This window comes from Candidatus Abyssobacteria bacterium SURF_5 (genome assembly GCA_003598085.1).
Classification (GTDB): domain Bacteria; phylum Abyssobacteria; class SURF-5; order SURF-5; family SURF-5; genus SURF-5.
The window spans coordinates 1-26,932 of record QZKU01000086.1; the positions used below are offsets into that span (position 1 = coordinate 1).

Genomic DNA, 26,932 nt, shown 5'->3' on the forward strand with positions numbered 1-26,932 from the left:
CGTCCGAAAATATTGCAAAATGTAGTGGGTAAAATGGCCATCTGAAATCGCTAAGCCATTGATATGTCAGTACTTAATTTTTTGAACTGCGGAAGATGGACTAAAGCTCCATAACGACCTCCAGTATCGAGAAAAAGCGCTGAAGAAATCAGAGGAGATGAAGGCTCTCGATGCGGCTTCTCCCGAATATGCTGACGCCAAGAAGCTGTACGAGGCTTATGTCTCAAATATCCTGAATGATCTGTTCAAACAAGGGATGAAGACTTGAAATGATAGCTTTTCGGGCAGTTCAAACCCTCAAGTGGATTTGCCACTTGCAGCGGCCCCACGAGGCCGGGTCACCCGCCGCTGGAATTACGGCATGAATTCTTCAATGAAGGTAGTCCGATCTGTTCAGCGCAGCTTGTCGACCAGTGAATTCAGGTCCAGCTCAATCTCGCGGGTCTGCCCCCCGAGTTCGATGAATCTTGCCATTCGCTCCTGGGCCGGTTTGGTCGCCAATGACTGGTTGAAATAATGGGCTTCTTCGAGAAGACCTTCGCGGGTCGGCAATTCCGAGGCGTTGACTGATGCTTTCACCAACGCGATCGCCTCGGCGGGAAATGAAGCGATCCGGTAGGCCAGCCGCTCGACAAACGGGCCCAGTTCGTCAGGCGGCAGAGCTCGATTCACATAACCATATCGCTCAGCCAGGTCCGCCGGGAAATCCTCGCAACCAAGGACCACCTCGAGCGCGCGTCCGCGGCCCAGCAGGCGCGGGAGCCGCTGGGTTCCACTGCCGCCGGGAATGATGCCGATTGCGACCTCGGGTTGGGCAAGATATGCCTTTCCCAATGCCGCAAAGCGCATGTCGAGCGACAGCACAAACTCGCTGCCGCCTCCGCGAGCGCGGCCCTCGATCTTCGCGATGCTCGCCTTCGGCATTGTGCGGAATCGATCCACCATCATGTGGAACGGGGCAAGTTCGGATGATTTTGGAGGAACTTCGGTCGGCAGCGTCTGAATAAGCGTGACGTCTGCATGAGCGATGAAAAATTCCGGGTTTGCGCTGTCGAATACAATGACGCGGACTTCGGGGTCCGCTTCGAGTTCCTGTCCGATCCGGTCCATCTCCTGCATGAGCGAGAGATCAAAAAGGTTTATCGGCGGGTGGTCGATGGTTATGAACGCCACGCCGCGGTCAATCCGGATCTTTAGACAGTCGTAGTCTTTGTATGCCATGTTGCCCCTCTCTCGGTCGGATTCAGCAGGATCGCTGATTGTGAAGATGGATTCCCGGTCGTTCGACAAACGTCAGGACAGGTCCGCGGGAATGACAGAAACCTCTTAGTTCATTTCCCTGAAGTGCGCCGATTGATTTGATAACTCACCCCGTCTTGATTACTTCTTCTGCAGTTTGAATTCCGGCATCTCTCTTTCGCGGTCCCAGGTTCTCTTGGTGACACCGCGTTTTTTCATGTCGGCTTTGGTCACGCGAAGCGTGCCGGTGCGGGGGATTTCATCAACCACATCGACAAACCGCGGGACCATGAAGTACGCCATATTTTCGGCGCAGTGGCGCATGAGGTCCTTGAGGTCGAGCTTCACTCCTTCTTTCGGTTTGACCCAGATCATGACTTCATCCTCGCCGAGTTCCGACGGCACGCCGAAGGCGGCCGATTCTGCAACGGCCGGATGTTTTTCAATAATGTTTTCCACTTCGAATGATGAAATATTTTCGCCGCGTCTCCGCATCGAGTCGGTCTTGCGGTCGACAAAATAAAGATTTCCATCCGCATCCGTATAGAACAGGTCGCCCGAATATATCCAATCGCCTTTGACTTTTTTCGCGGAGGCCTCGGGATTTTTGTAGTATTCCACCGGGCGCGAGTCCCGATCGGGCACTTGCGTAACCAATTCACCGATGCCGCCTTGCGGGACCTCGTTGCCGTTGTCGTCGATGAGCTTCCAAACCATTCCGGGGAGCGGCTTGCCGCATGAGCCGACCGGCGCAGTTCCCAGATTCATGATCAAGACACCGCCGCCGTCGACGGCGCCGTATGCCTCCCAGATTTTTACGCCAAATCGTTTTTCGAACGGCTCCCACAGGTTGGCCGGACACGCCGCTGAATTGACCAGACGCACGGGATTATCCGCGTCGTCCGGCCGCTGCGGCTGCTTCATTAAGATCGGGATCATCGCACCAAGCGCGTTGAACTGGGTCGCGCCATAGCGCCGGATCGGTTCCCAGAACTTTGAGGCCGAAAACCGTTTTTCCAATCCAAAGGTAACGCCTCTGCACATTGAGAGGCCGGATGTCAACACCAGCGCGTTCGCGTGGAACAGGGGAAGACACGTGTAGAGGGTGTCGTCCTCCTGGATCATGAAGTTGGAGAGCATCATGAACTGCATGACGCCGCCGAGCCGGTTCCGGTTGACCACGCCCTTTGGGAAGCCGGTAGTGCCCGATGTATACATCAGGTGCGTGATTGCGTTCGGCTCAATCAGGTGCGCCGGTTTTTCGGGCGAGGCGCTTATAAGATCATCGTTGAGATCGAATGTCCCGAGCGGGAGCGTGCTGTTCTGAGTCCGGCGGACAAAGACCTTTCTGATGGCCCCCACCGGCTGAGCGAGTTCGGCGAATTTCGGATACAGGTCGTCGTCTACTACCAGATATTTCACTTCCGAGTTTTCCAGGATATACCGGAGGCCGTCTCCTTTCAGCGCGACGTTGATGGGAACGCTGTAAAACCCGCCGCGCGGCAATCCGTAGAAAAGGTACAGATATTCGGGACAGTTGCCCATCAAGATAGCGACTCCATCGCCGGGACGCGCCCCGTGCGAGGCCAAGCCGTTTGCGGCTCGCGCGGTGGCCCGGTTGTATTCACCGAACGTAACCACGAGATCGCCATGCAAGATGTATGGCTTGTTCGCGTGCTGCTCAGCCTGAAATTCGATGAGATCGGAGAAATAATTTAGTTGCGGTGCGTCAGTCATTGCAGGATCTCCTCAGGAATCATTACAGGTACACGTCTTCAGGTCCTGTTGCCCGACATCACAGATGTAGCACGACCAATATACCAGTGAAATCGGGCCTACCGATATATCTCTTTTCATCTTAATTTCCCGGATTGCGCGAGGTCGACACGGAACCGCAATCGAGGCCGCTGATAGCAACTAATATTCGACTTCCGAGGATGCAGCGCCCGGACGGAACCAGGTTACCGGCTTGGCCTCGCGAGCGACCATACCATGCTGCTTGAATGCGGGATATCCGATGGCCAGAGAGGCTATTACCTTGTATGGCGGCTCGATGCCCAATCTCTGTTTCATGTCGTCCATCATGTTGACCAGGTTGACGAATCCCACCCAGCAGGCGCCGAGCCCGAGGGAATTGGCCACGAGCGTCATGTTGGTGCCGCAGATGCCGATATTGATTTCGGGCCCGCCGATGGCGCGCTCGTCTCCCAGCAGGATGATCAGCGCGGGCGTATTCAGGAATACCGGCAGGATACCTTCGCCGACCGCGTAAATGCCGCCCTGCACGCGCGGGTCGAACATTCCGGGTTGGGGCTCCATCTCGTATTGCGCCACGAGAGCGTCGAGCATCTCGTCCGTCCGATACATCGTGCTTGCCATCTGGGCGAGCATTTGAATACGTGCGGCCAGTTCATCGAGAAAAGCCGTGTCGGTTATGACAATGAAGCGCCACGGCTGGCAGTTGCCGGTGCTCGGGGCCATGCGGCCGGCTTCAAGCACGCGCCGTATCAGATGTTCGGGCACGGGGTCTTTTTTGAAATTTCGGTTGCTGCGCCTTTCAAATACGGCCTTTTCCATTGCGGTATACTCAGCCGTTTTGCCGTTGACGTCCTTCGGGGGAGCGGGATATTTGTACGGGATATCAGCGGGGGTGGTCTTATAGAATCCCTCCTCGACGTAGAATGTTTCGGCGACTGTGATTGCCTCTTCCGGACACGTTACCACACAGTTCGAGCAGGTGATACATTCCTCGCGCCCCATCCGCGCCTTTCCGTCATCGCCGACGACCGGCACCTTGCCGGGGCAGTTATCGGAGCATTGGCCGCACCCGATGCATTTCTCTTCGTCGATCTTGATTTTGCCCCAATGAATCCTGGGCCGAAACATGAACTGCTTGTCTATGGTCATATGTTAACCCCCTCTGGTTAGCGCGTACCGTTCAGTGCGGGCGTACGATGTCATAAAATTGTCGGAGCCGACATCGAGCCGGAGCCGGAAGCCCCTGATTGTCCGTAACGTTCGAGTATAAAACGGGCGCCGCCGAGACTTAACGTATCGTTGTCGCCGTCCTCGATCAACGCGGCCCGGGCATCCCGGAAAATCCGCTCGATTGGATATTCGCGGCTGAGGCCGTTTCCGGCAAGAATTTGGAGCGCGTCGCTGGCCACCTCGAAAGCGATCTGCGTATTATGCACTTTCGCCGCCATTGCATAATGCGGTTCGGGCGGCATCGTCTGGGCGTTATACCCGTTCACTGCGCGAGCAAGCGCGCGCGCGCTTTCTACTTTTGTAAACATGTCGAATAACTTCTTCTGTATGAGTTGATGCTGCGAAATAATCTTTGCCCCCGCCACGCGCACCTTCGTATATTCGAGTGCCTCTTCAAATGCGGCACGCGCGACGCCGGTGAAGGTGGTAGACATGCCGCCGTTGGCGCCGGAAAGAATGATGTCGGTCACCGGCTCGAGCATTTCCGGGCCGACCAGCATGTAATGCCTTGGAATGTGAACATCATCAAAATAAACCTCGCCCTGGTTCAGGTCGCGCTGCCCGACCTTGTCCAGCGGCTTGCCTTTTGTGACGCCTTTGAGATTCAGCGGCACGAAAAAGATGGCGGCATCGCGCTGGTCTTCGGTTCCGTCGATGCTCGCATGCAGCATGGCATGCGTGGCTATTGTGCCATTCGAGACCCATGCCGATTTCTGGCCGTTGATCACCCAGTGATCGCCATCGAGCTTGGCTCTCGTGTTGTGGCGTATGAGAGGGATGTCGGGCCTTTTTGAGCCGATGTAAAGCTGATCGCCGCCACCGTGCTCAGGCTCGGTGATCGCCCAGCAGCCGATATATTCGCCTTTTTTGTCGTCGCGGAACGGGATGACAAACTCCTCAATCATCTGAGGACCGCCGAACATTGCAGCGAACATGAACGGCATGCTCCCGGCTCCCATGCAAACCGACAGTCCGGGGCTGCCCCAGCCGAGTTCCTCCCCGATGATGTTGCCTTCGGCGGGAGTGAGGCCGAGTCCGCCGAGCTCTTCCGGCAATCCGCGCGTGTGATAACCCAGCTCGCGCGACTGGCGAATGACGTCCCAAAGAATCGAGTTTTTTGCAATCACGTCGGCGGGACTCGCCATCTTATCCAACTTGTCCGCGGCCGGCCGCATCACTTCCGCAGCGAACCTGTGCACCTCTTCTCTGAGCGCAATTTGTTCGTTGGTCAGATTGACGTTCAGGTCGAGAAAAAAGCCCATGCGTCTCCTCCGTTTCTTCTAACTCCCGACTATCTTGCGATCCAGCAACAGGATTTCAATTTTCGCCGGTTTCAGGTTCGGTCAATATTGGGAATTTCTCCTCTTTTTTTCCACAGCAGTCCCTCCGTATAATTTTTCAGTGTATCCCTTGCCCATGCCGTCAGGTGGTGGTCGCGGTCCAGATACCAGCGCGAGGCAACTCCCTGGCAGAAAGCCGAAATCGCTCGAGCCGTGTCTTCCGGATTTATGTCGCTCTTGAAGCAGCCGCGCCTGATCCCCTCCTCGATCGCGTCCCTGAGCAGGTCGATCCAACTGGTGACCCAGTCATGGAAGAGGCGATGAAACAGCTTCTCATACAATGCTCTCGACATGCATTCCAAATAGAGAGGGTATCCCATCCGCACCGTGGCGTCGTTTTCGTCGAAGAGCCAGTCGCCGATGCAACGCAGTTTTTGGAGCGGGTCGTCGTGCTGAGCCATTGTATTTTTTGTTCGTTCGAAGAATTGATGGAAAAATTCGCGAAAGGCTGAGGCAAAGAGTTCTTCTTTTGTCGGGAAGTAATGGAGAACCGCGCCCTTGGAGATTCTGGCCTCGGTTGCGATGTCCTGAATACTCACGTTATGACTGCCGTTGCGGGCGATCAGCTTCAGCGCAGCCTCGATTATCTGTGACTGCCTGTCCGGCTCGATCGGGCGGGTGTGTCGTGCGGGCGAGATCACTGAATAGCTTTCATAAATTGAACATCATCATTCGACCGTCTGGACGGATTATATAGGAGCACCGATTGGATGTCAAGGAGAAAGTAAAGCCCTTTCCGATTTAATTGCATCTCTATTTTAAGTGATCCATGAGTGTCAGGGCGCACCACGAATTCCCGCGCACTTTTTCACTTGACAAGCCGCCCGAGCGGGGTTATACTGACTAACACGTTAGTTAGTCTGCTCGTAACCTGAGGCTCGGTCCCCGAAACCCAGTGAGGTGATCACACATGAAGCGCGTCCTGCTCACCAATCCTTATGGTCCGTACAATCTCGAATGGGGTCAGAATCAGTATGACATACTTGGATCGCGCCTTCAGCGCGGCCAGGGGCCATTCACGCTAACTTCCCAAACGCCTTGCTTGGCGCTGTACCTGATCGCGGAGAACATCAACGCCAGGACTACCGTAATGGAGTATCCCCACATCGAGGATTTCGTGGAGGAGCTGAAGAAGGGGTACGATTATCTGGGAATCCAGTTGATCGCGATGACGGTCCATAAGGTGGCGCGCATGATCAGCATTGCAAAAGAGGTGGCGCCGCAGACCAAGATCGTGATCGGAGGCTATGGTGTTCTGAATCTCGATGATCCGCCACCCGGCGAGAGCGGGGAGGAAGCGCGCTACATACTGGAAACCGCCGATCATATTTGTCGCGAGGAAGGCGTCGGCTTCATGCGCAAGCTGTTGGGAGAAGCTCCGGCCAAACCGATTTCACAAAAATATCTGCCGCTCAACAGCACGTCATTCCCGGGGCTGGAAGGGAAAAATTTTTCGGCCAAGGGGATGGCGGCGATGGCATTGGTAGCGCTGGGTTGTCCGAACGGGTGCGAGTTTTGCTGCACGTCGGCCATGTTCAAGAAGAATAAGATTTACGTGGCCACCCCGGAGGAGACCTTCCAGACGCTGAAGCATTACTGCCGGCGCAATGGCGGGGAAGCGACCACTGTATCGCTGATGGACGAGGATCTGCTGCTCAACCAGGACTATGTTCGCAAGCTGGGCAAGCTGATCCAGGAGGACAAGGAATTCGGTTTGCGCAAGCTGAGCTATTTCTGTTTCGGCGATCTGCGCTCGATCACCTCATACAGCATGGAGGAACTGCTTGAATGCGGAGTCGATTCTATCTGGGCGGGCGTCGAGTCGAGCATCAATGACGTTGTCACCTCCGAACATAAGATCGAGAAACGCACGTGTGACGATATCAAGTCGACGTTCCACGCGATGGAGCAGTATGGCATCGGCATAACGGCTTCAATGGTGCTGGGGTGGGATTTCCACACGCGCGAAAACATCGAGCAGGATATCGATTTCTTTGTCGGGCTCGGGCCTTCGGCCTACCAGATCACGTTTTTGACCGCCTGCCCGGGCACTGAGCTTTATAACCGCATGAAGAAAATTGGGCGGATCAACCCGAAGATGACATATCGCGACGTTCAGCAATGCAATGAAGGGACGTTCATCTTCAAGAATTTTGAGATGGGCGAACTAAGAAATTATTTTGATTTGGCCCACAAAAAACTTTACGAGAATAATGGTCCCGGTCTCTTCCGCAGTTTCCAGTTGAATCTGAACGGATACGAGACGTGTAAGAATTCGCGCCGGCCTCTGCTCCGGGAGCAGAAAGCGCCGTTCTTCGCGGAGAGAGTTCAGAGGACGTATCCGATACTGGAGGCTTGCGCCCAGTTTGCGCCGAGCGAGACCGTTCGCCGGAAAGTGCGCGAGACCGAGGAGAAGTATCGAAGCCTGTTCGGCGAACCGACCGAAGAACAAAAGCTCTTCTCGCAGGGATTTTGCGGGCTTATCGCGCAACGGGTGGAGCAAGTGAAGGAACCGAAATCGGATGCCCCGTTTGATCCTCCCGTTCTGCGAACGCATTACGATTTGCAAAGGTCGGAGGTTCCCCTCGTTCAGGTTGGTCGTGATGGAGGCGAGCCGGTTCCGATGCAGGTGTTTGACGAACCGCAAGCTGCCGCGACGTGTTAAGGACTTAAGAGGGCTTAAGAGTCCGGCCGGCTTCGTCAGATTGATCATAAGATAGAGGCTCGAGATTATAGGAACTTAGATCTGATGTAGGTCGGGATTGAGATTTCGCGGTCGAGCTATGTTAGCGAATGCACACCGGCTTGCGTCAGAATTGAAGAGACGGAGAAATGGCGAGAACGCATGCGGCTGAAATAGCGCGTGAGGTGACGAAGAGAGAGCTGCTTGGAGCCGCGCTCGAGGTATTCGTTGCAAAGGGATATCCCGCCGCCACGATTTCCGATATCGTCCGCGCCGCCGGCGTAACGCAGGGGACGTTCTATCTGTATTTCCAGAACAAAAAAGACATTTTCGCAGTGCTTCTCCAGGAATATCGGAAACTGGTGATTTCGGGCCTGTTTAATGTCGACCTCGATTCCGTGCGCACGAAGGAGGATTGGATCGCGCTGGCCAATCGCATTGGCTCTTTTCTGCTTGACCACATCAAGACACATGGCGACTATATGCGCCTGTTCATCGCCGAGACAACGACAATTGGGTCGAGTTTCCTCAACGAAGCCGATGTCTTTTCTGGGGCGATAACGGACGAGATCGGACGGCTTCTGCGCCACGGCCTAAAAATGAACCTGCTGAGGGACATAGATGTGAAAAGCGTTAGTCTTTCCTGCCTCGGTGCGCTTAAAGAGGCCGTTCGACAATCCTGTTTCGGGAATGTTCCAAGTACCGCCGATGAAATTATCCCGCGCATAATCCGCAGCCAGGCGGAACTCCTGTTGAAGTAGATCTGTGTTTTCGCGGCTCGGCCATGTCCGGTGAAATTATTTTCTTCCGCCCCCAATGCATTTTCGAAGAAGCTTTTCTCCTGTCGCTTTTGGCGCCCAGGCAATTCCGCACCTGAATCGTCCCGCATTATTTGATGTTGTCCCTTGCTTGAAGCCAACGAAAGTGGGCCGGCCATGGATCGGGCAAACCGGGTTCGATGTCGTGTATAATGAAGTTATGGCCGATTTCAGCGTGACGGCCGACGAAGTATCAAAGACGACATGATGAAGAACCGGTACCTCATCAAACTCCTTCATGCAGGGCTGCTCCTGATCTGTTTTCTGGCGGCCTTCTCTCTTTTCTGGCTTGTTGCGGATATCCAAATCCAGGTGGATGCAGCTCCGGAGACGCTTTCATTCAAACTGAGATACGCCCTGCTGGGCGGGCTGTGTTTATTCGCCCTCATGTATTCAGGAGTTTCGATAAGCGCCGCCGCCAGCAATCATCAATCTAAAGGAAGGATTCTTGCCTGGTATGCGTTACCGGCCCTCTGCTTCCTTGCGCTTACCGTATTTGCGAGGTATACCGGCCCCAATCTGACGGCCGAGATATCCCGCGGCCCATTTGCTTTTCTTCTGAAGAGAGTGATCCCCGACCTGCGTGATGATGCCGCCTCTCTTGCAATTGCAGTCGTTCCTTCAATGGTCCTTCTGTTAGCGGTTGCTGTGAAGGCTTTCTCGAAGGCGGAGTTTGTCACTGTTCGCCGCTGGTTGAAAGCCGATGCTTCTCTGGCTCTTCTGGTGGCTTTTGTTTCATTTGGTGCATGGCAGAACTGGGGCTATAACGTATACACGAGAAAGGGTGGAGAGCCAAATATCGTCTTCATCATATGCGATGCCATGCGGGCCGACCATCTCGGTGGATACGGGTATTTTCGTGAAACTTCGCCCGTGATGGATCAATTGGCGAAAGAAGGCGTCATTTTCACCAATTTTACAGCCGCATCGAGTTGGAGTGAGCCGTCATACATCGCCATGTACTCTTCCCAGTATCCTTCATACTACAGAGCCAAATCAAATACAGGAGAAATCCGGATCTCCAGGGAACTGAGCAAGAAGGACTATTACACGCATGGCTTTATAACAAACATCTTTGCCTATTATCCGTTTGGCGGCACACGGGCCACTTACGACCACCGCTTCATTTCAACAAGCACCGATACAACGAAATTGATCACGGATCTAGCGCTGCAAATGATAACGAGACGCGCAAGAGACAAGTTCTTCATCCACTTGCAGTACATGGACCCGCACTCGCCATACATTCCGCCGCTGCCTGAGTACGGGATGTTCGTGGACCTCGCTAACAAATTGGAAACGCCGGAAAACGAGGCTCGCCGCAGGGCCGCGCTTTATGACGGTGAAATCAGGTGGATTAATTTCCAAATATCAAGAATAGTGTCTCGTCTCCAGTCCTTGGGGCTATACGACAACACGTATATCGTGATAACCGCCGACCACGGAGAGAAGTTTGATGATCCATCCTCGCCTCACGGAGGCTCGCTTGAGGACGAACTGCTGCATGTTCCCTTAATAATTCGGGGACCGGGTATCCCGCCAAATCGGAGGATCGATTCCCCCGCAAGCCATGTGGATTTGTTGCCGACTTTCATGGAATGGATCGGCGCCGAACCCGCTCCCGACTATCAAGGTAAAAGTCTGATGCCGCTGATACATGGAGAAGAAGACGCGGATCGCATAATATTCAGCGAATTAATGATACCCGCTTTCGCGCCAAAATATCATGTCATTGCGGTTCGGAAAGGGCCATGGAAATTGATAACGGGCGGCCCTGACGGCGATCAACTGTTCAACCTGGAGCAGGACCGCTCCGAGCTCGTGAACCTCGCCGAAAAATTTCCCGATCTGCTCCTCAAGCTGAAGCAAGACGCGGATGATTTTAAGAAAAATGCGCCTTCCGACCGTGCAGTCATTCAATATTCCCCCCAAGAGCGAGAGGTTCTCAAGGGCCTCGGATATCTCCAGTAATCAACCGCTTATCAAGGTGAAGCGGTTGGATGACATGCATACCCTATAAATATTGAGCCATTCTGACTTTCTCCATCAAGCCGGGTCTTCCTTTCCCACTTCCTCTAGAGAAATGCAACACTGGTGTTGCAGAAGTCAATAGCGCAACCCTTTGAGCATCAGCGAGTTGGCTGTCTGTTGATAAATGCAACAAGTCGTGATGGTTCGAGTTCAGGTGCAATCGAGTGCGGCAAGCTTTCTAAGTCGCTATGCCTGATAATGTTCTGCTGTGGGTCTTGTCCTGCTTTTCTTTTGGCAGACATGTTGCAGAATAGACGTCCAAAAGAACCGGGTAAATACCAGAGAAGGAATGAGGGCTATGCACCTGATTTTGGCGATTCTGACTTTTGCGGTTTTCATTGGAGTGGGTTTTCTGATTGAGTTCATTAAAGGGAGGACGCTTTCGAAGGCCATTCTTGATGCCGTTTCCATGGACGATGAGAACCCGAGTGGAAATCCGGCCTACGTTCCGCCTGTTGCGGTGCTTCCCGGACTCACCGGTGCTGCGCCGCGGGTCGAAGGCTACGCCTTACCGGAAGCCCTCTATTATCACCAGGGCCATTCATGGGTAGCGCCTCAAGGGGCCGATACGGCGATTGTTGGCATCGATGATTTTGCGGGGAAATTGATTGGAAGCCCCACTTCGATTACCGTGCCGAAGCCGGGCGAAATCTTTCGACAGGGCGAGAAGGGGTGGACCATTAGCCAAAGCGACAAACAGGTGAAAATGGTATTTCCGGTTGACGGGAAAGTGGTTGCTGTAAATGAAGCAGTGCTAAAGAATCCAACGTTGATTGCGAGCGAGCCGTACGGCAGGGGATGGCTCTTTATTATCAAGTCGAGAAGCCTTCAGAGAAATCTCCGTAACCTTCTCAGTGGTTCTGTTGCTCGGAGATGGATGGAAGAATCGGCGACGGCATTCAGAACGATGTTCAGCGGCAAACTTGGAATTGTGTATCAGGACGGCGGTCTGCCGGAGGATGGGCTGGCGGATTACATAAGCGCCAAGGAATGGCGGGAGATCACCGGCCGGCTCTTCATGATCGAGTGAGCGGCTCGGGAGAATGATGAGATGACCCTGAACCATCTGGACAGAGGACAAATAGGAAAAGGAGAAGGGATATGATTCCCGTCACGCTACCGATCAGCCTTATGATTTTTCTCTTTTTGATTCTCATTGGTTTCTCTTTGTTGCTTTTTGTCGGATCGAGCCACGTGTTTCACCTTATCAGGTCACGGGCGCCCCGAAAACGAGGGTTCGAGGGGGCTCAGCAATCTTTATCGGCGCCTTCTCCAGCCGGGGCAGCCGCCGAGGTATCTCGCGTCGAAGGCTATGTTTTCCCGCACTTTCTCCGCTATCATCGTGGCCACACCTGGGTGGCTTTCAAGGAATCGGGCGAAGCCATTGTCGGCATCGATGATTTCGCCGGAAAACTCATTGGCTCTCCAAAAATAATCGCTTCGCCCCGGATAGGGCAGCGCCTGCACCAGGAGGAAAGGGCGTGGATTCTGCGGCGCAAGGGAAAGGACCTGGAGGTGCAGGCGCCATTGGACGGCGAAGTGGTCGAAGTTAACGAAAGAATTTTCGATAATCCCGGGCTGCTGTCGAAGGATTGCTATGGAGGCGGATGGCTCGCGGTTATAAAGCCGGCCAACCTCAAAGAGAACATGATGAGACTGCTGAGCGGCGAAGCGGCGAGGCAATGGCTGGAGCAATCGGCAGCAGAAGTTCGTGCCACGTTCAACCGAGATCTCGGACTTGTATATCAGGATGGCGGGTTGCCCGAAGGAGGGCTCGCCGATTACCTGAACCCTAACGAATGGGCCGGGCTGCTTGCGCGTCTTTCAGGGTGCGGCCGGATGAATCCGCCGGCAAATTAGAAGATCGGGAAAGGAGAGAGGAGAGATGGTTCCTATAGCTATTGCAGGCATTATCCTGGCGTTTCTGGTCATCGACGTGATCATCCAAACGGTCCAGCACAGAAGAGGCAGGCGCGTACACGGCTTCTTTATACCGGATCCAGCCGATGAAGTTTCGCCTCCCGTCGACTATGGCAGGATGCTCGACTGCCTGAAGAGGTTCGGCATTGCGCCGCCGCACAACGCATTCGTTCATAGCGGCCACATTTGGGCCGCCGTCGAGCAATCAGGCGAAGCGGTTGTCGGACTGGATTCATTTGTGAAAAGAGTAATTGGAAAAGTGGACGCAGTCGAGCTGCCCCGCGTAGGGCAGGCGGTGCACCAGGGAGAACGGTTGATGGCGGTGCACCGGGGAAATCGAATTGCCGAATTCGTTGCTCCCGTCGATGGGGTTATCACTGAAGTCAAAGAAGTGCCAGCCCCGGTCTCCGATTTAGGAGGAACCGACTGGATTTGCAGGATCAAGCCGAGCAATTTATCGGCGAATCTGAAGGTGCTGCGCATTGCTGAAGACGCCGTGAAATGGATGTATGAAGAACTTTTCCGGTTGCACGAGCTGGTTGCCGCGCAGATTCCGAGGCTGCAGACTGTCGGCGTGACGATGCAGGACGGCGCTCTCGCCCTGGATAATGTGCTTCAGACGCTTGACGAGGACGCGTGGAACCAGTTTCAGCGGCAATTTCTGAAGAGCTAACCGGAGGATCAACCACATGAGCAAAGGAATGCTGATCGATACAACGTTGTGTGTGGGTTGCTGCATGTGTGAAGAAGCGTGCAACGAGAAAAATGACCTGCCGAAATGTGATGAGTCAGATCTCTCGGCCTGCAAATTCACCAAAGTTTTCGAGCGGGGCGACTACTACGTGCGAAAGATGTGCATGCATTGCGAAGAGCCCGCCTGCGCATCGGTCTGTCCCGTCGGCGCATTGAAAAAGCTGAAGGAAGGGCCCGTCATTTATTACGAAAAAAAATGCATCGGGTGCAGATACTGCATGCAAGCATGCCCGTTCCAGATTCCGACGTATGAATGGGCGAGCGCTTTTCCGCGGGTGAGAAAATGCTGGTTCTGCTATGACCGGGTGATGGCGGGCAGTCAACCGGCGTGTGCCGAAGCCTGTCCGACCGGAGCCACCAAATTCGGCGACCGCAAAGAACTGGTGGTTGAAGCCCGGAAGAGAATCGCCGAGAACCCTGATCAATATCATTCGCATATTTTTGGCGAACACGAAGTGGGGGGGACCTCGATGCTCTATCTGGCTGCAGTTCCCTTCGGGCGGATTGGCTTCAAATCGAACCTGATCGAAAAGCCGCTCCCGCTCTTGACGTGGAATGTCCTCTCAAAGATCCCCGATTTTGTGCTGGTCGGCGGTACGCTGCTTGGGGGAGTCGCATGGATCATCAACCGGCGCATCATTCTGCAGGACGAGCGCATTGAGGAAGCTGAACGGAAGCGGAACGCGGGCGAGCCAACAACTCGTTCCGGGTTCTTCGGACGATTTGGGAAGAAATAGCCTTTTTCATTCATACGCATACCTGGATCGAAAGCAGGCAGGAAAGGCGGAAGAGATGAATCGCAAATGGATACCGAAGATAACTTTTTGGAGATGTGTATTCGCGCTGATATTCCTGATGGGCTTATACGTCAGTTATATTCGCTTCTTCAAGGGCCTGGGAGCATCAACGAATCTGAATGACAAGGTTCCATGGGGCCTGTGGGTTGGTTTCGACGTTCTGTGCGGTGTCGGCTTGGCAGCCGGTGGATTCACCATCACCCTCGTAGTTCATCTGTTCAACATGAAGAAATACAAGCCCATAGTGCCGTCCACTGTATTGAGCGCGTTTCTGGGATACAATCTTGTGAGCGCCGGATTAATGTACGACATTGGTCGTCCGTACCGCATCTGGCATCCCATGAGGTTCTGGAATCACCATTCAGTCATGTTCGAGGTGGCGTTGTGCGTCATGATGTACACGACCGTGCTCGCGCTTGAGTTCAGCCCGATGATTTTCAAACGCTTGAAATGGGAGAAACCATTGCGGATCGTGAAGTCGATAACCATTCCTTTGGTTATTGCCGGATTCATTCTCTCGACGCTTCATCAATCTTCTCTGGGGACTGTTTTCCTTATTGTCCCCGGAAGGCTGCACCAGTTATGGTATACGCCGATACTGCCGCTGATGTTCATTACATCCGCCATTGCGGCCGGCCTTTCCATGGTGATTGTGGAGTCCTACATCAGCCGGCGCGCCTTCAATAAACGCCTGGAACTGGACTTGCTGGCGGGAGTGGGGCGGGCTGTTCTGGTTGTTCTCGCGGTATACTGCGTGCTCAAGGTGAAGGATTTGTTTAACCGCGACGCAATCGAGCTCCTCTTCGACGGCAGTCACGAGAGCAAAATGTTTCTTCTGGAAATGGGATTGGGAGTGGCGGCTCCGCTGGGGATGCTGGCGGTCAGCAGAATCCGCGAGACCCAGAGCGGCTTGTTCATCTCTTCGGTGATGGTCGTCACCGGATTTGTAATCAATAGGTTAAATGTGAGCATCACCGGTATGATCAGTTCATCCGGGGTCAAGTATTTCCCTTCGTGGATGGAAATTGGAGCGACTGTTTTCCTGGTTGCAATGGGATTTGCGCTGTTTGGAGCGGCTGTTAAATACCTGCCGGTATTCCCGGAGGAAACCGAGCAGGAAACAGAAGAGTCCCTGCGGTACCTTGTTCCGGAGAGGCGCCCGGTCATGACGCCGTAACGGCGGCCTGAGACCCCGGTTCCTCTGGAAACACCCCGAGAAATTGCTTGACCGCAGGTGGCGACATGTAGTAAAATTGGTCTAGGATCAAAACCGGGAACGGTGGCGGTGGAGATCCTAACCCCTCTTTGCGAAATGCCCACCTGCCTTACCTCGTGGAACGGCGGCACCGCAGGACCGTATTGTGCGACAACAAACACCCTGGACAAGGCGGTAGGATGAGCCTCGTCACAAAATTGTTCAGCGTCTCGAACAGCCTCGCCGTTAAACTCATTGTTTGCGTGGTCGGAAGTGTTGTGCTCATTTTCGGCGTGTTCGGGTATATCAACGTGCAAAACAGCAGGCGGCACCTGGAAGGGCTCGTTCTAACGAGCGCGCAGGGAGTTGGAGACATCGTCAAGCGCAGCACACGCCTCTCAATGCTGCGCAATGGCAGGGATGAGCTATATCACATGATCAAGCAGATCGGCAACGAACCCGGCATCAGGCGCATCCGCATCCTGAACAAGGAGGGCAAGATTACCTTTTCCACTGACGAAAACGAAGTGAATACCTTCGTCGACAAGAAAGCCGAAGCCTGCTATGCCTGCCACACGTACGAACAACCGCTGGTCAAGCTATCGCGTCCCGACCGCGCGCGCATTTTCCGCGAGAACGGCGGAGAAAGGCTGCTGGGACTCATCCAGCCGATCGAAAACGAACCCGATTGCTATACGGCTCCGTGTCATGTGCATTCCGAGACGAAGAAAGTGCTGGGAGTATTCGATATCAACTTGTCTTTGGCGAAAGTGGACGAAAATATCTCGCAGTATCAAAGGAATATCGCGCTGAACCTGCTTGTAGTCATGATTGCCGTCTCGGGAGTGTCGGCGGGATTTGTGTGGCTCATGATCTACGGGCCGGTAAAGAAGCTCATCATGGGGACGAAGCGCATCGCGATGGGGGACATGGATTACGTCATCGAAACGAAATCCGTTGATGAACTGGGACTGCTTGCGCTCTCTTTCAATAAAATGACGCGCGACCTCAAGAAAGCGCAGGACGAGATAACCGAATGGACGAAAACGCTCGAGGATCGCGTCGCCATGAAGACGAATGAGCTGCAAAAGGCGAACGACCTGATCCTGCAGGCCGAGAAGCTGGCCTCGATCGGGCGCCTGGCGGCCATCGTGGCTCATGAGCTGAATAATCCGTTGGCAGGCATTGTTGCCTATTCAAAGCTTCTCCTCAAGAGAATGGACAACAACACGTTTTCAGAAAGCAGCTACGCCAAGAGCAGGGAGATCATCACCATGATGATGCGCGAAGCCTTGCGCTGCGGCGACATCGTCAAGAATCTGCTCCAGTTCTCGCGGCAGTCCGATTTGATGTTTGCTTCTGAAGATATTTGCGTGATAATCCGGGAGTCGGTCCGCCTCGTCGAGCACCTCGTGACTATCCGTAATATTGAGCTTCAGTTCGAGTTGAGCGAGGGCATCCCCGCAGTGAGCTGCGACTCCCAGAAAATCAAACAGGTTCTGCTTGCGTTGCTGATTAATGCCTGCGATGCAGTCGCCGAAGACGGCGTTGTCAGGGTCGGCTGTCGGTGGCTGGCGGCTGTGAAGGCGGTAGAGATTTCCGTGCAGGATAACGGAATAGGGATGGAGGAGGAGACGTTGCGCCACATTTTCGAGCCTTTTTTCACCACGAAAGAAGAGGGAAACGGGGTAGGACTCGGATTGGCTGTGGCTCATTCGATTGTCGAGAGGCATGGCGGCGCCATTTCGGTCAAGAGCGTTGTCAATGAGGGTACCGAATTTAAGATAACTCTGCCGATAGCGCCCGCGCACAAGAACGAGCATTCCATTGTGGGGACCGAAGATGCGGCCGGCTTCGGAGAAGGTGATCTGCTGCCATGAGAGGACGTATTATTTGGGCGGTGCTTAGTTTGGCAATATGGCTTGCGCCGGCGAACGTTTTTTCGGCGGCGCCGGCCCGTCCTTCGGAAGATCAGGCTTGTCTCGAGTGTCATGCGGACGAGGCGGTAGCACGGAAGAACCTGGTATTCGTTGATCCGACTGTCTTTGCCAACTCGATACACGGGCGTCTCCAGTGCACCGATTGCCATGCAGATGCCGTCGAAAAGGACAACAATCCGCATCCACGCGAATTGGCTAAGGTGAACTGCCCCTCTTGTCACTACAAGGGAAATCCGGAGGGGGCTCCCAATTTCACTCCGATGCAGCAGTACAAGACCAGCGTGCACGGGCGGGCCTCCGAGAGTGGCGATCAGGATGTGGCGACATGCTCTGCCTGCCATGGAAAACACAATATCAAGCCCGCGTCAGATCCCGAGTCCACGATAAACCGCCTCAACATACCCCGGACCTGCGCAGTCTGCCACGACAATATGCAGATGGTATTGAAGCATAATATCCATGCCGAGCAACCATACAGCGAATACGAACAGAGCGTTCACGGGAAGGCGCTTTTTCAAGACGGAGTGGCGAGCATGGCGGCGGTGTGCACTGATTGTCATGGCGTTCATGACATTCAGGCCAACGGCGATGCCGATCTGAAACCGCATCAGCCGGCGACCTGCGGAAAATGTCATCAAGTCGAATACAACATCTACAGCGGCAGCATTCATGGCGAGGCTTTTCAGCAGGGTGTCCTGGACGTGCCGGTTTGCAGCGACTGCCATGGCGAGCATACGATAGCGGCTCCATGGAACCCGGAGTCTTCGGTTTCTGCATTCAAAGTAACTTACACCTGCGCCGGTTGTCATGATGATGTGACGCGGATGAGCAAGTACAATATCCTTACCAATAAGGTCTCAACCTTCAAACAGAGCGATCATGGGGTGGGAAATGACTTGGGAATCGTAGCCGTCGCCACATGCGTCAGTTGTCATGGATATCATGATATTCTGCCGGCGAATAATCCCGCATCGTCCATTCATTTGTCACAGTTTGAAAAAACGTGCGGCAAAGCGAATTGTCATCCGGATCCTTCGCCCGAAATCCTCTCGGCCCACATTCACGTGGATGGCACTGATCAGAATTTTGAGAATCTGCGCCGCATCAGAACCATTGCACTCTGGTCGATTGGAGCCTTGGCCGGATTCGGTGTAGCCGCGGGCCTGTTGGCGTTCGCATTGCGTATCGGACAGAACTTTGAGCGACCTTCCGGCCGCGGTGAAAATGGAGAGTAGAATCGGCGTCGCGCCGCCGTTCCTTAAAGAATGTGAAGAGTGCGGCTCCTGATAGGGGACACGAGGATAGTCCGGATGAGAAACTTCAAGAGGCGTAAAGATTCGACGATCATACTGCTGATCTTTCTGTCGGGGTTTGTTCTCTTCCATTTCGCGGGCAAGTTTGCGGCGCCCTTGCTGGTGTATGACCGCCAGAAGCAGCCGGTCGGATTTAATCATGCCAAACATGGGGACGACGTCGGAGTTTCTTGCGATACATGTCATTTCTTTTACGATGACGGCAGTTGGTCGGGAATACCGAAGATGGAGGTCTGCGCGAACTGCCATAGCGAAGTCCTTGGAGAGTCGGAAGAAGAAAAGAAGCTGGTGATGGATTTCATTCAGCAGAACAGGGAAGTCGAGTGGGGCCTGTATTTCCGGCAGCCTCAATGCGTCTCGTTTTCACATTCGTCTCATGTGCGCGGAGCAAAACTTTCGTGCGAGACCTGCCATGGACCGCAGGGGCTCTCTCGGAGCGCCGTCGAGTACCTTACCAACAGGATTACGAAGTATAGCTATGTTGTTTATGATACCGATGTATCACTAACGCTGAACACCGTTATCGGGAAGAAAGAGAAGAACATTTGGGGCACTATGGGAATGGATGAATGCGCCGCCTGCCACCGCGCCAGAGGAACAAGCACGGCATGTTTTATCTGCCATAAGTAATGCTGTTGATTTTCATTTTGGGGGAACGATAAACATGAAGATAAATCGCAAGTCGTTTCTCAAGGCGCTTGCATTTGCCGGGGGAGGAACTATGGGGCTGATGACGTCTCCCGCCCCCTGGCATCTCACAAGGGATCTGGCCCGATGGACGCAGAATTGGCCGTGGGTGCCGGCGCCGGCCCAAGGAAAGCCTTCTCAAGTCAATAGTATTTGCGGCATGTGCAGCGGAGGCTGCGGGATAATAGTCAGAAAAGTTGACGAGCGGATGGTGCGCGTAGAGGGAAACAAGCGCCATCCCGTGAACCGGGGCTTCATCTGCCCCATAGGGATCTCGTCGCTTCAGATGGTCTATGGACCGGCGCGCGTCCGGCAGCCGCTCCGGCGCGCGGGTTCGCGCGGGGAAGGCAAATGGGAGGAGCTTTCGTGGGAAGAGGCAATCGCTGAATTCGCGGATTCTATTAAGAAGCGCCGGTCCGCCGCGCAATCGCACGCGATCGCCTGTTTCACGAATAGCGCCGACGGAACAACCAATGAACTGCTTGATCGTTTCCTCAAGGCGATCGGTTCCCGAAATCTTGTGAAACTGGATTCTGGCAAGGATGCAAGAGCCGCTTTGATGAAAGTTATGCAGGGTATTGATGCGTTGCCCGCGTACGATTTTGAGGGGGCGGATTTTCTCCTCAGTTTCGGGTGCTCTTTGCTTGAAGGATGGGGCACCTGCGGCCGGATGTATGGCGCCGTCGACTCATGGTACAGGGAGCGAGCCCGACCGGTGGAACTCGTACAGATTGAATCCAATTTCTCAACTACGGCTTCAAAAGCCGCGAAATGGATCCCGATTGCCCCGGGCACCGAAGCCGCGCTGGCCATGGGAATCGCTCACGTGATGATAAGCGAAGGCTCGTACGACCAAGCATTCGTGAGCAAACACTGCTTTGGATTCGAAGATTGGAAGGACGACGCCGGAAAGATGCACCGCGGTTTCAAGTCGCTGGTGCTTGGCGAGTATTCTCCTCCCGCCGTTGAAAAAATAACCGGCGTGTCTGTCAAGGATATTGAAATGCTCGGACATCGGTTCGCCGTTTCGGAACATCCTCTGGCCGTCGGAGGAGGCGGCAGGGGAGATCATTTCAACGGCATCTATGAACTGATGGCGATTCACAGCCTAAACGCTCTGGCCGGCAATATAAACAAGACGGGTGGCGTATTGGTGAAATCATCCGTGCCCCTGAATCCTCTGCCTGATGTTCTGATGGACGAGGAAGCGGCGCGCGGATATGCGGCGGGCGCGCTTGATGGAACCGGCAAAGGATCTTCTCTTGCAGCGGCGCTTCCGGGCGTGAACGATGCCGCCTTACAATTGCTCATCGTGCACGAATCCAACCCGCTTTACTCGCTGCCCGAGCAGCAACTGGCTGCTCGCCTCTTTGAGAAGATCCCTTATATCGTAAGCCTTTCCTCTTACATGGATGAGAGCGCCGCCCATGCCGACCTGGTTCTTCCCTTATCGACACGTCTGGAGCGGTGGGACGATCAATTGGCTGCGCCCGAACTGCAGTATGCCGTCTATAATCTGAACCGTCCCGTCGTCGCCCCACTTTACACAACGAGAAGCGCGGGCGATATCGTGATCGAGACCGCGAAGAAACTGGGTGGGACAATCGCCGAGTCGTTTCGCTGGGCGAACATGCAGGAGGTGTTGCGGGAGCGCGCACACGGGCTGTTTGAGTCGGGAAGAGGCGTCATTGATTCGCCGGACCTCCATGCAATTGAGGGGGATGCGCAATTTGGTGAGCCGTCATATTCTTCCTTTTCGGAGATGTGGGACAAGTTGCAGCAGCAGAATTGCTGGTTCGATACCGCTTACAACTATGGCGATCTACGAAATATTCTGAAAACGCCGAGCGGCAAATTCGAGTTTTACAGCCGGACCCTGCAGTCGATGTTTGGTATCGAAGACGACGAGAAATACATGCCGCATTACGAAAAGCCCGATAATCAGCCAAAGGGCTTTGATGTGGCTATCATGACTGAGGATATGCTGCTCATGGGTGACGACGGCAAAGGGACTCCGCCTTTCCTCATGAAGCAGCTCGACGAGAACGTGCTGAAGGAGAACGACCTGTTCGTCCAAATCAATCCTATAACGGCGATGTACCACGATCTCGCGGAGGGGGACCGCGTGGTTCTTGAATCTCCAGCCGCAAAGGTTCACGTGAGACTGCACCTGTACGAGGGAGTGCGCGAGGGGGTCGTGCTGATCAGGCTTGGCTTCGGTCACACAGCTTTTGACAAATTTCTCCGGGGCAAGGGAGTGAATGCGAAACGGTTGCTTGTCGTCAAAAAAGACAGCATAACAGGGTTGCCTCTGTGGCGAATAACACCGGGAAAGATAGTCAAGACGTGAGGAAGGCGATGGAAGTATCCCAGAAGACACAGGTCCGGTATGGAATGACAATAGATGTGGACATGTGCACGGGCTGCGGCAATTGCGCCGTCGCCTGTCATATGGAAAACAACGTACCGTTCCGCCCGGATGAAAGCGATAAGTCCCGCAACATGGCGTGGCTGAGAATCTATAGGGTCACTAATGGAGCCGAGTATCCGAACATACGCGTGGCCTATTTCCCGCGTCCCTGCATGCAGTGCGACCGCCACACCCCGTGCGTGTCGGTTTGTCCCGCCAGTGCCACCAACTACGACAAGAGCACCGGATTAGTGGACCAGATCAACACGCGCTGCATCGGGTGCCGCTATTGTATGGCAGCCTGTCCGTACATGGTGCGCTGTTTCAACTGGTGGGATCCGGTGTGGCCGGCCGACATGAAACTTTATTTAAATCCCGATGTTGCCCCCAGAATGAGGGGCGTCGTTGAAAAATGTACCTTCTGCTCCCATCGCTATATTAAAGTAAAAGATCTCGCCCATCAGCAGGGAAGGGCCAAGCTGGAAAAGAACGAATATGTGCCGGCCTGCGTTGAGGCTTGTCCGGTGGGGGCAATGCAGTTCGGAGATTTGAATGATCCTGAGCATGAGGTGAGCCGCCTGGTAAAGTCGCCTCGCGCGTTCCGGCTGCTTGAGCGATTGCACAGCGAGCCGAAAGTTTATTATCTGAGTTCGCATGACTGGATAAAACGATGGTCTGATAATAACGCCGCCGGTGTTCATTCCGCCCATTAGCCGCGGTTAGGGGAAAGTAAAGGATCAAGATGAGTTCGACACAAAGTCTGCCTGAGCTGGAAAGATGTTCGTCAAGAAAATTCTTTCTGTGGCTGTTCCCATGGGTTTTGCTGCTTCTGTGGGGCGTGTATGGCGCGTTCATCTGTCTGTTCAAGGGGCTGAATCAGACGGGGATGAACAATTATTTTGTTTTCGGCCTGTGGATCAGCGTCGATCTCGCCGTTATCGCATTGGGGGCCGGCGCCTTTTTCGGCGGGTTTCTCTACTATGTGCTGGGGATGAAGCCGCTTCGGGAACTGATCGGCGCCGCGGTCGTGATAGGGTTTATCTGTTACAGCGGCGCCATCGGGATGCTCACGATTGACATCGGCCAACCCTTGCGCGGGTATTTCAGCTTCTGGCACGCAAACGTCCACTCGATGTTGACGGAAGTTATTTTTTGTATCACGATATATCTGTTCGTCCTTTCCATTGAATTCTTGCCCCTGATCACTGAAAACGAGAAAGTGCGGCAGATCCCTCTGCTGAGACGTTTGGGCGAGCACCTTCATGAAATCATGGTCGTTTTCGCTTTGGTCGGGACCTTTCTGTCTTTCTTCCATCAGGGGTCTTTGGGAGGCATGTTCGGTGTCCTGTACGCGCGTCCCTTCGCTTCCCGAGCGGGCGTTGCAATTTGGCCGTGGACGTTCTTCTTGTTCATCCTTTCGGCAATCGCCTCGGGACCAGCGCTCACTACCCTGGTTGTATGGACTACGCAGAAAGTAACCGGACGAAAACTCGTCAGCCGCTCTACTCTGTCGCGGTTGGCCTGGATTTCGGCGGTTCTGCTCGTTGTGTACCTCGCTTTCAAGGCAGCGGACACGATTTACTGGGCCAATGTCACCGCTCCCCAAAAAGGATTCACATTCGCCGATTTCTACCGGGCTCCATACGGGATGTGGCTGCTTTTCTCGGAACTCTATATATTCGGCCTGGTTCCCGCGATCATCTTGCTGATGCCGAAGGCGAGAAACAATGACTTTTGGCTTGTAACCGGCTGCCTGTTTACCTGTTTTGGGGTTGTAATTAACAGGTTTACGACCACGGTGCAATCGCTTGCGGTTCCCGTGCTGCCGTTTGAGAAGTTCGTCGTCTACACGCCAACCTGGCAGGAATGGGCCGTGGTCGCGGCAATTCTCGGGTATGGCGTGATTCTCTATTCGTTCGCATACCGATATCTGCATTTGTTTCCGCGGGAATCGGAATTGAACGCGGAGCCTGCAGAGGAAGAAGAGGTGGAAATATGTGGCCGACAATATTTGAATTCAGTTGGGACACGGGCCATATGATTTTTTTCGGCGTCTTTTACGCCGTCATCATAGTGTTGATTACCAGTGTCACCTATTCGGTTGCACGAGCGGTTGTCGATATGTTCAGCGGCAATTCTGACGACGCTGCTGAAGATGATACTTGCAAATTGTAACGCCGGTTCGTATCGGTAAACACCCCCAGAAAGGACAGGCTGCTCTCGGGCAGGAGGAAGTGCAATATGGGTACTAAAAGCATGGCAGCTGCGGCATTTTTTGCTTTCGTCATCATTGCAGTTTCAATGCCGGCGGTCGCAGAGGACACTACGGTCGAGGCAAAGCAGGCAGAAGAATGCATCTATGTGGGAGTCAAGAAGTGTGCTTTCTGTCATGTCCGCCTCGATAATTCGCTGAAGACGTGGGCGATCACGAAGCACGCGCACGCCCTCAGCGCTCTTCGCACCGCTGAGGCAAAAAAGTATTCCAAACATCCGGATGAGGACCCAAAGTGCCTGAAGTGCCACATGACCGGGACCGCCTTCGATCCCATAATCGCGGAACAGGCCGGCAGTGAACACGATCTTGACGGTGTCCAGTGCGAGATGTGTCATGGGCCGGGAAACCTTTACAGAAGTGAAATGGCGCGCGCGCTGCCGAAAACTCATTCTCTGGACGAGCAGGAATGCACGCGGCGAGGGCTGATTGTTCCGACGGAGAAGACCTGCCGCAAATGTCATAATGAGGAATGCCCTGTGTATCATGGTTTCAATTTTGAAGAAGCCGTCAAGATGATCAAACACGGCAAGACGGAAACCAAATGCCAGTATATCGGGCAGGAAAAGTGCACGTTCTGTCATGTGAAAACCGACGAGGCGGAACCCTCATGGGTCATTCTTAAGCACATTAACGCTTTTTCTGTTCTTAAGACGCCGCTGGCGCGCAAGTTCTCAAAGGACCCCGTCCACGATGAGACGTGTCTCGAATGCCACTCCACCGGCTTGAATGCCCCTGGCGGATACAAAATGAATGATCCGGCAAGCGAGAAACTCGAAGGAGTGCAGTGCGAGATGTGCCACGGCTGGGGATACAGCTACGTTGAAGCCATGGCGAAGGCAAAAGTCCTCGATATCTGCGACTGTAGAGACGAGTGCGTCCATAAGGGGCTTGTCCTTCCGGACAAGAAAGTATGCGTTCGCTGTCATAACGAGCGATGCCCGGTGTTTGTGGGCTTCGACTTCGAAGCGAGTCTGAAGCAGATTCAGCATGGGAAATTTTTTAAGAAGCATTGATTTGCATTCGATGGGAGAGGGAACAAGCCGAGCAGGCAAAAGCTTTTCGGTCCTTGACACTCACAGGAGATACGTCGTAGGATACTGATGATGGAAAAAGATAATGTTCGAATCCTGATCGTTGATGACGAGCAAATCGTTGTCAGGTCGCTTTCCGATTGGTTTCGCGACGACGGATATTCCGTTGGAACGGCTTCGACCGCAAAGGAGGCGCTCGCAAAATTGACGGAGAGGGAGTGGGACATTTATCTTCTCGACGTGAAGATGCCGGGTATGAGCGGGCTCGAGCTTCAAAAGAAGATCAGGGAAATCAACCCGGACAGCATCATCATCATCATGACCGCCTACGCCTCGGTCGACTCTGCAGTGGAAGCCCTGAAGCAGGGGGCCTATGATTATCTCACCAAGCCGTTTGACCCTGAGCACCTGGGGCATCTCATAAGAAATGCTCTTGAAAAGAAAACGCTTGCCGTTGAGAATTCGAGGCTGAAACAGAGTATCGACGAGTCTGTCCTCAGTCATAATATCATCGGCGCCAGCGAAGGCATAAAGAAGGTCATCGAATCAATAGAAACGGTTTCCAACACCGAGACCTCCGTTCTTATTCGCGGCGAAAGCGGAACCGGTAAGGAACTAGTTGCCAAGGCTATCCATTCCAACAGCCGCCGCCGCTATATGCCGATGATCATCCTTAACTGCGGCGCCCTCGCCGAGAGCATCCTTGAAAGCGAACTGTTTGGCCACGAGAAAGGGGCCTTCACCGGCGCTCAATACAAGCGCAAAGGGAAATTCGAACTTGCGGACGGCGGAACTCTCTTTCTTGACGAAATCGGTGATATCAGTCAGAAAATGCAGATGGACCTGCTGCGTGTTCTCGATGAAAAAAAGATCAGGCGAATCGGCGGGGAAAAAGAGATCGCCGTTGATTTTCGGCTGATCGCCGCCACGAATAAGGATCTTGAGGCGGCTGTCGAGGCCGGCGTCTTTCGCTCTGATCTTTACTACCGCCTGAACGTCTTCTCGGTGACGATTCCGCCGCTGCGGCAGCGCCCGTCGGACATTCCCCTGCTGGCGGAACACTTCCTGAAGAAGTACGCCCAGACCACAAACAAGCACATCGAGAAAATAGCTGATGAAGCGCTGGAAAAACTGACGGGCTACACCTGGCCGGGCAACGTGCGTGAGCTGGAGAACGCGATAGAGCGCGCCGTGGTGGTCTGCAAATCCGATTGCATCAAGGAAGAACATTTCCCGTTTAGCGCCTCCAGGCCGAATCATACTCCAATTGGGCGCTCGCTGGAAGACATGGAGCAAGAGCATATTTTCAACACCCTTACAGAAACTCAATGGAATATCACGCAAACCGCCCGGCTGCTGAACATCGACCGGGTGACGCTGTATAGGAAAATCAAGAAATACAAATTAAAAAAGAAAAGTAGCTCCTCACAAGAATTTGTGGGTTAATTGTGGCATAGGAAGGTCTCCGAGCACGTGATAAAGGGCAAGCGAAAAGGTTTCAAATGTGCGGTA

22 protein-coding genes and 1 pseudogene are annotated in these 26,932 nt (G+C 53.9%); 17 read left to right on the forward strand and 6 right to left on the reverse strand.

The window, feature by feature from the left end; genetic code table 11:
- Window positions 1–393: 393 nt before the first annotated feature.
- From C4520_12475 to C4520_12495, 5 genes are all read right to left on the reverse strand, one after another.
- A complete protein-coding gene (locus tag C4520_12475) occupies window positions 394–1,221 on the reverse strand; it encodes an enoyl-CoA hydratase/isomerase family protein (GenBank protein ID RJP19687.1) in 828 nt (275 codons plus the stop codon).
- Window positions 1,222–1,380: 159 nt separating this feature from the next.
- On the reverse strand, window positions 1,381–2,976 hold the full coding sequence (locus C4520_12480) for an ATP-dependent acyl-CoA ligase (protein RJP19688.1): 1,596 nt from the start codon (window positions 2,974–2,976) through the stop codon (window positions 1,381–1,383).
- A 180-nt stretch (window positions 2,977–3,156) separates the two neighbouring features.
- Window positions 3,157–4,146 (reverse strand): 4Fe-4S dicluster domain-containing protein, encoded by a 990-nt coding sequence (locus tag C4520_12485; protein ID RJP19689.1) that lies wholly within the window; start codon window positions 4,144–4,146, stop codon window positions 3,157–3,159.
- Window positions 4,147–4,196: 50 nt separating this feature from the next.
- Window positions 4,197–5,489: an acyl-CoA dehydrogenase gene (locus tag C4520_12490; protein RJP19690.1), complete on the reverse strand. Its 1,293-nt coding sequence runs from the start codon at window positions 5,487–5,489 to the stop codon at window positions 4,197–4,199.
- A 71-nt stretch (window positions 5,490–5,560) separates the two neighbouring features.
- On the reverse strand, window positions 5,561–6,208 hold the full coding sequence (locus C4520_12495; GenBank protein RJP19691.1) for a TetR family transcriptional regulator: 648 nt from the start codon (window positions 6,206–6,208) through the stop codon (window positions 5,561–5,563).
- 269 nt (window positions 6,209–6,477) lie between these two features.
- Between C4520_12495 and C4520_12500 the strand changes: the two genes are divergently transcribed.
- Window positions 6,478–8,232: a radical SAM protein gene (locus C4520_12500; protein ID RJP19692.1), complete on the forward strand. Its 1,755-nt coding sequence runs from the start codon at window positions 6,478–6,480 to the stop codon at window positions 8,230–8,232.
- Between the two features lie 167 nt (window positions 8,233–8,399).
- The gene (locus C4520_12505) at window positions 8,400–9,011 is read left to right on the forward strand and encodes a TetR/AcrR family transcriptional regulator (protein RJP19693.1); all 612 of its coding nucleotides are present in this window, start codon (window positions 8,400–8,402) and stop codon (window positions 9,009–9,011) included.
- 36 nt (window positions 9,012–9,047) lie between these two features.
- On the opposite strand, the gene C4520_12510 is transcribed toward C4520_12505, so the two are convergent.
- The gene (locus tag C4520_12510) at window positions 9,048–9,308 is read right to left on the reverse strand and encodes a hypothetical protein (protein RJP19694.1); all 261 of its coding nucleotides are present in this window, start codon (window positions 9,306–9,308) and stop codon (window positions 9,048–9,050) included.
- Here C4520_12510 and C4520_12515 point away from each other — a divergent pair.
- The 15 genes and pseudogenes from C4520_12515 (at window position 9,273) to C4520_12585 (ending at window position 26,866) form a co-directional block, all read left to right on the forward strand.
- Window positions 9,273–11,039 carry a hypothetical protein gene (locus C4520_12515; protein ID RJP19695.1) on the forward strand — a complete coding sequence of 589 codons (1,767 nt, stop codon included), beginning with the start codon at window positions 9,273–9,275 and terminating at the stop codon, window positions 11,037–11,039. The two genes, C4520_12510 and C4520_12515, sit on opposite strands and share 36 nt — an antisense overlap.
- A gap of 349 nt (window positions 11,040–11,388) precedes the next feature.
- Window positions 11,389–12,129, forward strand: a complete 741-nt coding sequence (locus C4520_12520; GenBank protein RJP19696.1) for a glycine cleavage system protein H — start codon at window positions 11,389–11,391, stop codon at window positions 12,127–12,129.
- Between the two features lie 71 nt (window positions 12,130–12,200).
- Window positions 12,201–12,959 (forward strand): hypothetical protein, encoded by a 759-nt coding sequence (locus C4520_12525; GenBank protein ID RJP19697.1) that lies wholly within the window; start codon window positions 12,201–12,203, stop codon window positions 12,957–12,959.
- Window positions 12,960–12,984: 25 nt separating this feature from the next.
- A complete protein-coding gene (locus C4520_12530; protein RJP19698.1) occupies window positions 12,985–13,692 on the forward strand; it encodes a hypothetical protein in 708 nt (235 codons plus the stop codon).
- 16 nt (window positions 13,693–13,708) lie between these two features.
- The gene (locus C4520_12535; GenBank protein RJP19699.1) at window positions 13,709–14,509 is read left to right on the forward strand and encodes a 4Fe-4S dicluster domain-containing protein; all 801 of its coding nucleotides are present in this window, start codon (window positions 13,709–13,711) and stop codon (window positions 14,507–14,509) included.
- A gap of 55 nt (window positions 14,510–14,564) precedes the next feature.
- Complete coding sequence (locus C4520_12540) at window positions 14,565–15,746, forward strand: Ni/Fe-hydrogenase cytochrome b subunit (GenBank protein RJP19700.1); 1,182 nt, start codon at window positions 14,565–14,567, stop codon at window positions 15,744–15,746.
- 218 nt (window positions 15,747–15,964) lie between these two features.
- On the forward strand, window positions 15,965–17,644 hold the full coding sequence (locus C4520_12545; GenBank protein ID RJP19701.1) for a HAMP domain-containing protein: 1,680 nt from the start codon (window positions 15,965–15,967) through the stop codon (window positions 17,642–17,644).
- On the forward strand, window positions 17,641–18,939 hold the full coding sequence (locus tag C4520_12550) for a hypothetical protein (protein ID RJP19702.1): 1,299 nt from the start codon (window positions 17,641–17,643) through the stop codon (window positions 18,937–18,939). Before C4520_12545 ends, C4520_12550 begins: the two co-directional genes overlap by 4 nt.
- A 75-nt stretch (window positions 18,940–19,014) precedes the next feature.
- Entirely contained in the window at window positions 19,015–19,647 is a 633-nt protein-coding gene (locus C4520_12555) for a cytochrome C (protein ID RJP19703.1), read from the forward strand.
- A complete protein-coding gene (locus C4520_12560; protein ID RJP19704.1) occupies window positions 19,583–22,054 on the forward strand; it encodes a hypothetical protein in 2,472 nt (823 codons plus the stop codon). Before C4520_12555 ends, C4520_12560 begins: the two co-directional genes overlap by 65 nt.
- 8 nt (window positions 22,055–22,062) lie before the next feature.
- Window positions 22,063–22,827, forward strand: a complete 765-nt coding sequence (locus C4520_12565; GenBank protein RJP19705.1) for a 4Fe-4S dicluster domain-containing protein — start codon at window positions 22,063–22,065, stop codon at window positions 22,825–22,827.
- A 29-nt stretch (window positions 22,828–22,856) separates the two neighbouring features.
- Window positions 22,857–24,080, forward strand: a pseudogene (locus C4520_12570) (molybdopterin oxidoreductase).
- Window positions 24,081–24,109: 29 nt separating this feature from the next.
- On the forward strand, window positions 24,110–24,289 hold the full coding sequence (locus C4520_12575; protein RJP19706.1) for a hypothetical protein: 180 nt from the start codon (window positions 24,110–24,112) through the stop codon (window positions 24,287–24,289).
- A 66-nt stretch (window positions 24,290–24,355) separates the two neighbouring features.
- Window positions 24,356–25,402, forward strand: a complete 1,047-nt coding sequence (locus C4520_12580) for a hypothetical protein (protein RJP19707.1) — start codon at window positions 24,356–24,358, stop codon at window positions 25,400–25,402.
- Window positions 25,403–25,492: 90 nt separating this feature from the next.
- On the forward strand, window positions 25,493–26,866 hold the full coding sequence (locus C4520_12585; GenBank protein ID RJP19708.1) for a sigma-54-dependent Fis family transcriptional regulator: 1,374 nt from the start codon (window positions 25,493–25,495) through the stop codon (window positions 26,864–26,866).
- The last annotated feature ends 66 nt before the right edge of the window (window positions 26,867–26,932 follow it).

What these genes read in the sequence shown, in the direction of transcription:
- C4520_12585 (RJP19708.1), top strand. Translation starts at nt 25,493, where the DNA reads ATGGAAAAAGATAATGTTCGAATCCTGATCGTTGATGACGAGCAAATC.
- C4520_12545 (RJP19701.1), top strand. Translation starts at nt 15,965, where the DNA reads ATGAGCCTCGTCACAAAATTGTTCAGCGTCTCGAACAGCCTCGCCGTT.
- C4520_12560 (RJP19704.1), top strand. Translation starts at nt 19,583, where the DNA reads ATGAATGCGCCGCCTGCCACCGCGCCAGAGGAACAAGCACGGCATGTT.
- C4520_12555 (RJP19703.1), top strand. Translation starts at nt 19,015, where the DNA reads ATGAGAAACTTCAAGAGGCGTAAAGATTCGACGATCATACTGCTGATC.
- C4520_12485 (RJP19689.1), bottom strand. Translation starts at nt 4,146, where the DNA reads ATGACCATAGACAAGCAGTTCATGTTTCGGCCCAGGATTCATTGGGGC.
- C4520_12550 (RJP19702.1), top strand. Translation starts at nt 17,641, where the DNA reads ATGAGAGGACGTATTATTTGGGCGGTGCTTAGTTTGGCAATATGGCTT.
- C4520_12490 (RJP19690.1), bottom strand. Translation starts at nt 5,489, where the DNA reads ATGGGCTTTTTTCTCGACCTGAACGTCAATCTGACCAACGAACAAATT.
- C4520_12475 (RJP19687.1), bottom strand. Translation starts at nt 1,221, where the DNA reads ATGGCATACAAAGACTACGACTGTCTAAAGATCCGGATTGACCGCGGC.
- C4520_12540 (RJP19700.1), top strand. Translation starts at nt 14,565, where the DNA reads ATGAATCGCAAATGGATACCGAAGATAACTTTTTGGAGATGTGTATTC.
- C4520_12575 (RJP19706.1), top strand. Translation starts at nt 24,110, where the DNA reads ATGTGGCCGACAATATTTGAATTCAGTTGGGACACGGGCCATATGATT.
- C4520_12500 (RJP19692.1), top strand. Translation starts at nt 6,478, where the DNA reads ATGAAGCGCGTCCTGCTCACCAATCCTTATGGTCCGTACAATCTCGAA.
- C4520_12515 (RJP19695.1), top strand. Translation starts at nt 9,273, where the DNA reads ATGATGAAGAACCGGTACCTCATCAAACTCCTTCATGCAGGGCTGCTC.
- C4520_12520 (RJP19696.1), top strand. Translation starts at nt 11,389, where the DNA reads ATGAGGGCTATGCACCTGATTTTGGCGATTCTGACTTTTGCGGTTTTC.
- C4520_12505 (RJP19693.1), top strand. Translation starts at nt 8,400, where the DNA reads ATGGCGAGAACGCATGCGGCTGAAATAGCGCGTGAGGTGACGAAGAGA.
- C4520_12530 (RJP19698.1), top strand. Translation starts at nt 12,985, where the DNA reads ATGGTTCCTATAGCTATTGCAGGCATTATCCTGGCGTTTCTGGTCATC.
- C4520_12525 (RJP19697.1), top strand. Translation starts at nt 12,201, where the DNA reads ATGATTCCCGTCACGCTACCGATCAGCCTTATGATTTTTCTCTTTTTG.
- C4520_12510 (RJP19694.1), bottom strand. Translation starts at nt 9,308, where the DNA reads ATGAAGGAGTTTGATGAGGTACCGGTTCTTCATCATGTCGTCTTTGAT.
- C4520_12535 (RJP19699.1), top strand. Translation starts at nt 13,709, where the DNA reads ATGAGCAAAGGAATGCTGATCGATACAACGTTGTGTGTGGGTTGCTGC.
- C4520_12480 (RJP19688.1), bottom strand. Translation starts at nt 2,976, where the DNA reads ATGACTGACGCACCGCAACTAAATTATTTCTCCGATCTCATCGAATTT.
- C4520_12565 (RJP19705.1), top strand. Translation starts at nt 22,063, where the DNA reads ATGGAAGTATCCCAGAAGACACAGGTCCGGTATGGAATGACAATAGAT.
- C4520_12580 (RJP19707.1), top strand. Translation starts at nt 24,356, where the DNA reads ATGGGTACTAAAAGCATGGCAGCTGCGGCATTTTTTGCTTTCGTCATC.